The following is a 6,650-nucleotide window of genomic DNA, read 5'->3' on the forward strand; positions in this document are numbered from 1 at the left end:
TATTTCTACACTCTTACTTCTCTACCCTTGACATCAATACTACTGTCTCCACATGGCTCGAGAGGACACCATTGATGTCATTCGACCTGTCAGTTCTCGGAAACATATCAACCGTATTTTTTCATTCGAGGTATGCGGGAACATATCTACTTCAATCTTGTATGCTTATAATAATGTCATTAACTAACTACAACACTGTTTATCAATCAGACAAATTAGAATTGAACAAAATGGCTTTGCTTACCCCCTTTGATGTAGTATTTCCCTCGGGAGTAATGTTCCCTTTTCATTTTTATTACTGTGTTTCTATTTAATATATTTTAATGCTATGAAATTATTTATTCCAGTTTTTTCGGCACTTTTTTGTGAAACAGGCGTCCGTTTATATTCCACAAAACCTAATTTTTTATATAAGTTCATAGCTGGTGTATTCGAATCTGCAACCTCTTCAATTAAATACTCTCGGAAATTTGTATTCTTAATAATATGATTTATGATCTGTGATGCCACACCCTGACCTCTGAATTCAGAAGCTGTACCAACAAATTCAATGGAACTTGTTTCAGGTAACGGATTTTTAAAAGGGCGTTCGAATTCTTTTTTTAAAGCAATTGCTGCAATGCTGCCCTTGAAAAAACCTAAGTACCTTCTCAGTTCTTTTTTATTTAATCTCACTGATAGTGTCCTGCAGTCTGTACACGCAACCATTCCTGCTATTTTATTGTCCTTAACTGCAACATAAAATTGATCTAAAACAAACATATGGGCAAATGCTTTGGCTATTATATTTTTATCCGTAGAAAAATACCCCAGCCATTGAGTAAATCCCTCTGCAAATATTTCGGATATTTGCAGCCTAACATCTAAATCCAATTTATCCGCGCGAATTACTGTAAACTTATAACTTTCGGATATCATATATTATTCTCCTTCCTTAAATAAAAAAGTAGCTTAATCCACTATGAAATAATTTTTGTTTCTATATTATTTACATACTTTTCTTGCAGATACAATCAACATCATGGGACGGCGCATTTCATCCTCCATCCCCGGAATATCCATCATGTTTTCTGGTGGCTGTGGCTCCACAATCTGATTTATTATAAAACCATTTGAAAGCAGTGTATTTAGATATGTGGTCAGTGTTCTATGATATTTTGTAACTTTTTCTCCCAAAAATACAGCTGTCCGTTTTCCCTCATAATAATAATTGTCTACTGGGAAATGCAGTATTTCTCCTTTTTCGTTATAATACCAGTCTTGTGTTCCATAGGCAGTAAAAACAGGATGTTCAACCGAAAAAGCTAGCTTACCACCAGACTTTAGCATTCTATATATCTTTTTTATTAAAATCTCATAATCTGTTACATAGTGAAACGCAAGTGAACTTAATATTACATCAAAACTCTCCTCTGGGAATTCCACATCTTCCATAGCGCAGCATTTATATTCAACCTGTGGAAAATGTGTTTTTTCTTTGGCCACCTCGAGCATTTTATGAGAAATATCTACACCTACTACAGAAGATGCACCATTTTCCATAGCATAGATGCTGTGCCAACCATAGCCGCATCCTAAGTCAAGCACACGCTTATCTTTAAAATTTGGCAGCAGCTTTTTCAATGTTTCCCATTCTCCTGCACCGGCCAGCCCCTGCTGTGAGCGACTCATTTGACTGTATTTTTGAAAAAATGTATTGTCATCATATTTGTTTTCTTTCATCTGAATTCTCCTCGTAAAATATTTATCTCATCTGTGGAACACTACTCTGAAATAAGGCTATCAAGATTTTTCAGATCGATATGATCAACCTCTCTTAATTCATATCCACTATGAAAAACTTTTTGAGCCTCTGCTGAAATACATGGAATAACTCGACCTTCAAACACTGCAGTCGAAAACCATTTTGCTTCAAACTCATACCAGCCGCCTTGCGGATCAGCCTGCCGAGCGCTTCCATCTTTATTTATTATTAAGGGGTGTATATCTATATAGCTCAATTCAGGATGATATAACTCGATACGAGAAGGACTCCAATCAACTACAATCTCATAACCTATTTCTTTGAGTTTATTTAATAAAGCGTCTGTAAACTCTCCGTCAAAATCAACGTCAATATCTCGATGTTCTCTGTTTTGCTTTCCAAGTAAAATATCTATACCCCATCCGCCATCTATCCAATATCTCATTTCCATACTATCTAATAAATCCAATACTTCTATTAAGTTTTCCTTGGTTACAATTTCTTTTTTATTCATAAAATCTCCCTTTATTAAATTCTTATTTACCAGATAGGTTTCTCTAACTAACAACTTTAGTTTATCGATTATCACGTTATCAGTCGTTAATTGCCTCGATACCCTGTCGCTTTAGCTTCTCAAGGTTATCTAACATGTTCTGGAGCACCTCTGGAGCGTGTCCCTCCCAATCCAACACTTCGCCTACTACTCGTAGCGGTGACTTGGTGCGGTAAGACCTTGTCGGATTCCCCGGGAATTTCTTGTCAGTTAAATTAGGATCATTATCAAAGGTACCAGTAGGTTCTACAATATAAATCCGACCGGGTTCATCGCCCACCGCAAGTTCAGCTCCCCATTTAGCCGCATCTAGTGTCGCAGTCAGATAGACGTAGTTAGCTTTCTTTCGTTCCCCATAATTTGAGTTATTGCCGGGTTCCAACAAGTCCCCGACCTTCAAATTGGCTTTTGTGCCGTGGTAGAAAGGTCCCAAGTCCAGGGGTTTATTCATTAATTGCTCTAATCCAGTTTCCGTTGTTAGCTTTTCAAGATTATTAAATATTTCCTCTTCGCTCCAATTCCACCATTGAAGCTTTAGCAAGAATTCAACCTTTTCATCACTAAATCGGCTTTTGATAAATTTAGCTGGATTCCCACCATATATTGAATATGGTTCAACACTTTTTACTACTGTTGAGTTAGCTGCAATAATCACACCATCACCAATTTTAATTCCTGGCATAATGGTTACATTTTGACCTATCCATACATCATTGCCAATCACTGTGTCACCTTTAAAAGGAAGTTGTTCTATTGTAGTAGTCACCTTTTCCCATCCACAGCCAAAGATATTAAACGGATAGGTTGTAATTCCATCCATTCTATGATTTGCACCATTCATAATAAATTTAACATCCTCTGCAATTGCACAGAACTTGCCTATTATAAGTTTATCCCCTAGAAATTCGTAGTGGTGCTCTATATTATCATAAAATTTCTCTGGAGACTTTTTATTATCGCTATAATAGGTATATTCGCCAATCTCAACATTGGGTCTTTTTGGTAGATTGCTTATAAAACAAACCGTCTTTATATTTTTATTCGGATAAAGCTTTTTCTTATCTGGCCCCGTCATTGAGTATTGGCTCCTTTCAGGTTTTCAACCTCATTTACTAATCTTTGAAGAATCTCTATTCCTTTTCTTGTACAATCTACATCAGTTGATATTAAGGAAATAACCTTATCGACCCTTTTCTTGTAATCGCTTGGCTTGATCTTAAAATCTTTAATCATCTTAACAGCCTTTTTCTCATTTATACAGTATTCTCTATTTACTGCAAATAAGACTTGGTTAAGGGAAGATATGCTTCGAAAACAATGCCCGGAAACATAGGATACATCGTCTTTTTCTATATTCTTCTCAGCAAACATTAAAGAGAAACCTGCCTCAAACATAAAAAAATTGGTTAACCCTTTCTGCAAAGCGGTTGGATAACATTCTGCTTGCTTTTTTAAATCATAAAAATTTACATCATTAGCGTATTGTACCTTGCTGATTGCCAATTCTCCACGATACATGGCGCTAATATATCCATGAGGATGCCCTGTCTGATAATTGGCAGTAACAATTCCTTGCTCCGTATCTTTAATTATTTGTTCCACCCGTTTTTTATCACGTAAAATGAAGTCAACATGATGCCCATTTATGACTAACCATCCACCTCCATTGACCCAATCACCCCACGCTCCAGGAGGTACTACAAGGTTGCTTCTATGCTCATCATCCAACACTGTAGCAAGTTGATTAATCGCAGGCAGGTCAAATGATTCTGAATTGTAATAGATTCCGATATCAATATCAGAATCCTCTGTATGGGTGCCTCTTGCACGTGAGCCTCCTAATACAATGCCTTCTATACAAGGCAAAGAGGATAATTTCTCTGTTACTAATTGAATGATATTATCTACCATATGAACACACTCCTTTTATTTTATTTTGTATCTAATTTTCTAATCTCAGTCATCATCGGGCAAACTATAGCAATGCCGATGATTAAAATACCAGACATTAAAAACCAATAGTTTACACCAATTCTATCAGAAAAGAACCCGGAAAGGATTAACCCAAGTGGCATAGCAAGTGACATGATACTTCCGGTCAAGGAAAATACACGCCCTAAATATTCAGGCTTGATTTTTTCCTGAAATAGTGCTGTTTGTACACCGCTGTAAAATGGAACCGAAAGCCCCATTATTGCACAGCAGACTACAAATATGATAAAATCACTTGGAGGAAGTAATCCTGCAATGGCTAAACTAGCTCCCATCATAAAAAAGGAACCCGTTATTAATAGTACACGCTTTTCGTAACTTCCCAATCTTCCTAATATCAAGCCTCCTGCCAGCATACCAGAGGCAAAAGCAATTTCGGTAATAGAAATATGCATCGGTGTCCCATTAAAATATTCCATGCTGATTAAAGGATATAGTGCATTAATTGGCATATATACAAATGTATATAGTGTTCCTAAAAGTAATAAGTCAAATAACCCTTTGTTTTGTCTCAGTACGACAATTCCTTCTTTCATTTCTTTTATGAAATCCGGCTTCAAACTTTGCTGGTCTACATTAAGCTTTGGAATATTCACGAATGCTACTGTGAGACTAGCAATCACAGCACCCAGCACATCGATGGCTATAATCGCATTTAATTCCCAAACAGAGTATAACAATGCCGCAAATGCTGGACTTAAAATATAACTTATAGACTGCAAGGACTGGCTATAACCCGCACATTTGGTCAACTGATCTTCTGGTACTAAAAGAGGCGTAACCGCATTCAGAGCAGGGGAATGAAAAGCTGTTCCGATGCTACGGATAAACAATACTACCATAACCATCCAGATAGGTAACTCCATATACAATGCAATAATAGCTAGCACTGCTCCAGCTGCTGCGATAATTAAATCAGCACCAATCATTATCTTTTTCCTATCATAGCGATCCACTAGCACACCGATAGCTGGCCCAAAAACTGCATAGGGTAGAAAACCAACTAGTGAGGCCATAGACAACACCATAGCAGATCCTGTTTTTTCTGTAAGATAAAAAATTATGGCCATTTGTAGGATGGCACTTGTAATCAAAGATACTGCCTGCCCTGCCCATATTGTAAAAAACTTTAGTTTCCAGTTGTTGTATTTTTCCATTTTTATTATCTCCTGCATATTATTTTGCTTGAATTTCTATTTTTAATAGGTATCCTAGGCAATAAAAAATGCAGGCCAAAATCCACAATGTGGCTATTGTCTGCATACATACAATATGGAAACATTCTTTAAAAAGACATAGTTAAATAATGCTATAGTTACATAGTCTATATCTCACCTTAACTATTGAATGCTCAATATCGTATAAATAAGCACAACAAAAAAGCCTATCATCAGGGATAGATTCTGCTCTTTTTATTGCCAGCTTATCTTAAACGCATTGAGGCTGTCATAGTTTCGGTTCCTCCCACATCTTTATTTACATCAATCTATAGAATAACACAACAAGATGATATGTTCAATACAAAAATTGTGGAATGAGTCTCATCCTGGAATCCTGGAATGAGTCTCATACTCATACTTCCATTTCAATGCCAGATTTAAAGGATATGACGAAGTGTTCTTCATAGACTGTAACATTCTGGATTATCTTCCTCACAAGCTTATCATCGTACTCTAAGGTACGGAATTTGTTCTTGCGAATAAACTCAATCAACTCATTGATTCGCTCGTTCTCGCCACTAAGGGAGGCATCTTCTACTAAAAGGGTCTGTCGCTTGTCTCTCAGCTCATCAATCTCTTCTGCCAAGTGTTCATAGTCTTGACCCTTATTAGCCAGCTTGATGAGTTCTTTTTGTTTTTCTTCTAGCAAGTTGTTAATCTCTGATATTTGGTATTCTGTGGTTTCTCCAATCACGGCATGGATGTTTTCTTCTAGTGTTCTTATCATGTTATCTCCACCGGCAAGGAGTCTATTAATGGCAGTCATAACCGCATCATATAAATCTCCTTCTTTTACCGTGCGGTTCTTACACGTTTCAGGGCCTTGATCGATTCTTGTAACGCATCGCCAAACAAACTCTTTTCTACCGCGTATATTCCAATACACCCGTCTGTAAATGTCCCCGCAATTCCCGCAGAAGGTTATTGTGCTCAAAGCGTATTTACTGCTATAGAGTCTTTTGTTTTTATCTGCCCCTGTGTAAATATTTTTCCTGCGATGAAGTTCTTCCTGAGCCTGTAAAAAAAGTTCCTTTGGTATGATCGCCTCATGGCTGTTTTCAACGTAGTATTGTGGGACATGGCCTTCATTCTTGACTCTTTTCTTTGTAATAAAATCCACAGTGAAGGTCTTCTGTAAAAG

General features: G+C 37.0%; 7 protein-coding genes and 1 pseudogene. All 8 read right to left on the minus strand.

All coding sequences use genetic code 11. From position 1 onward, the window contains the following. Nucleotides 1-306: 306 nt before the first annotated feature. A complete protein-coding gene (locus tag RTX25_RS14285) occupies nt 307-918 on the minus strand; it encodes an N-acetyltransferase (RefSeq protein ID WP_312654585.1) in 612 nt (203 codons plus the stop codon). Between the two features lie 66 nt (nt 919-984). Continuing rightward, nucleotides 985-1,722, minus strand: a complete 738-nt coding sequence (locus tag RTX25_RS14290) for a class I SAM-dependent methyltransferase (RefSeq protein ID WP_312654586.1) — start codon at nt 1,720-1,722, stop codon at nt 985-987. Nucleotides 1,723-1,763: 41 nt separating this feature from the next. Further along, nucleotides 1,764-2,258 (minus strand): nucleotidyltransferase domain-containing protein, encoded by a 495-nt coding sequence (locus RTX25_RS14295; RefSeq protein ID WP_312654587.1) that lies wholly within the window; start codon nt 2,256-2,258, stop codon nt 1,764-1,766. Nucleotides 2,259-2,337: 79 nt separating this feature from the next. Further along, nucleotides 2,338-2,748, minus strand: a complete 411-nt coding sequence (gene arr / locus RTX25_RS14300) for an NAD(+)--rifampin ADP-ribosyltransferase (protein ID WP_312654591.1) — start codon at nt 2,746-2,748, stop codon at nt 2,338-2,340. Nucleotides 2,749-2,775: 27 nt separating this feature from the next. Further along, nucleotides 2,776-3,372: pseudogene (locus RTX25_RS14305) on the minus strand (Vat family streptogramin A O-acetyltransferase); the annotation flags it as partial. Beyond that, the gene (locus RTX25_RS14310; protein ID WP_312654588.1) at nt 3,369-4,208 is read right to left on the minus strand and encodes a nucleotidyltransferase domain-containing protein; all 840 of its coding nucleotides are present in this window, start codon (nt 4,206-4,208) and stop codon (nt 3,369-3,371) included. The pseudogene RTX25_RS14305 and the gene RTX25_RS14310, both read right to left, overlap by 4 nt. A gap of 20 nt (nt 4,209-4,228) precedes the next feature. Then, entirely contained in the window at nt 4,229-5,446 is a 1,218-nt protein-coding gene (gene mef(A), locus RTX25_RS14315; RefSeq protein WP_312654589.1) for a macrolide efflux MFS transporter Mef(A), read from the minus strand. Nucleotides 5,447-5,861: 415 nt separating this feature from the next. Continuing rightward, nucleotides 5,862-6,650, minus strand: a 789-nt coding sequence (locus tag RTX25_RS14320; RefSeq protein ID WP_312654590.1) for a recombinase zinc beta ribbon domain-containing protein, incomplete at its 5' end; no start/stop codon positions are given.

It is taken from the genome of Proteiniclasticum sp. (assembly GCF_032054185.1).
Taxonomy (GTDB): Bacteria; Bacillota; Clostridia; order Clostridiales; family Clostridiaceae; genus Proteiniclasticum.

Excerpts from the sequence above, each read along its gene's own strand:
- RTX25_RS14285 (WP_312654585.1), bottom strand. The coding sequence starts at position 918 with ATGATATCCGAAAGTTATAAGTTTACAGTAATTCGCGCGGATAAATTG.
- RTX25_RS14290 (WP_312654586.1), bottom strand. The coding sequence starts at position 1,722 with ATGAAAGAAAACAAATATGATGACAATACATTTTTTCAAAAATACAGT.
- RTX25_RS14295 (WP_312654587.1), bottom strand. The coding sequence starts at position 2,258 with ATGAATAAAAAAGAAATTGTAACCAAGGAAAACTTAATAGAAGTATTG.
- arr (WP_312654591.1), bottom strand. The coding sequence starts at position 2,748 with ATGAATAAACCCCTGGACTTGGGACCTTTCTACCACGGCACAAAAGCC.
- RTX25_RS14310 (WP_312654588.1), bottom strand. The coding sequence starts at position 4,208 with ATGGTAGATAATATCATTCAATTAGTAACAGAGAAATTATCCTCTTTG.